This window comes from uncultured Microbulbifer sp. (assembly GCF_947498635.1).
In the GTDB taxonomy this organism is placed as follows: domain Bacteria; phylum Pseudomonadota; class Gammaproteobacteria; order Pseudomonadales; family Cellvibrionaceae; genus Microbulbifer; species Microbulbifer echini.
This window is the reverse complement of the sequence record NZ_CANMKV010000140.1, coordinates 1-391: the sequence shown is the minus strand read 5'-3', so window position 1 is coordinate 391 and position 391 is coordinate 1. Positions and strand designations below refer to the sequence as shown.

Genomic DNA, 391 nt, shown 5'->3' with positions numbered 1-391 from the left:
TGGCTATCTCAGCCCTGAGGCGTTTGAGGAACAACTAGTCGCTTAGTGGTGTGTCCGTCGTTGGTGGGTAGGATCAAGTGGGTGCGCCAACCGGGTTACCACTGCAGCAAGGGCTGTGTTTTATACACATCATTTAACCCCAGTTAAAACCTCCGCTGCCTCCATATAATGAAGCAGTTTAGTGTATCCCTGCCAAACAGTTTTAACCCCTGGCTCACCATCCCCTTTACGCCCCAGAAAACCTCCTAGACCTGCCAACATGCGAGTTATCGCCCTCATACTTGGAGGTTCGTTGGGTGGGGTAGTTTTATCTCGCATTATCCATATCATACGCCACTCTTTTTCAGAGTAGACTTTCGTACACGATGTATCAGGAAGCGTTCGTGCTCGT

The 391-nt window shown here is 49.6% G+C and carries 1 protein-coding gene; it reads right to left on the bottom strand.

Translation table 11 applies throughout. The features are described 5' to 3' along the window. Positions 1 to 129 precede the first annotated feature (129 nt). On the bottom strand, positions 130 to 391 hold a 262-nt coding region (locus tag Q1A69_RS20185), incomplete at its 5' end, for an IS4 family transposase (RefSeq protein ID WP_299589742.1).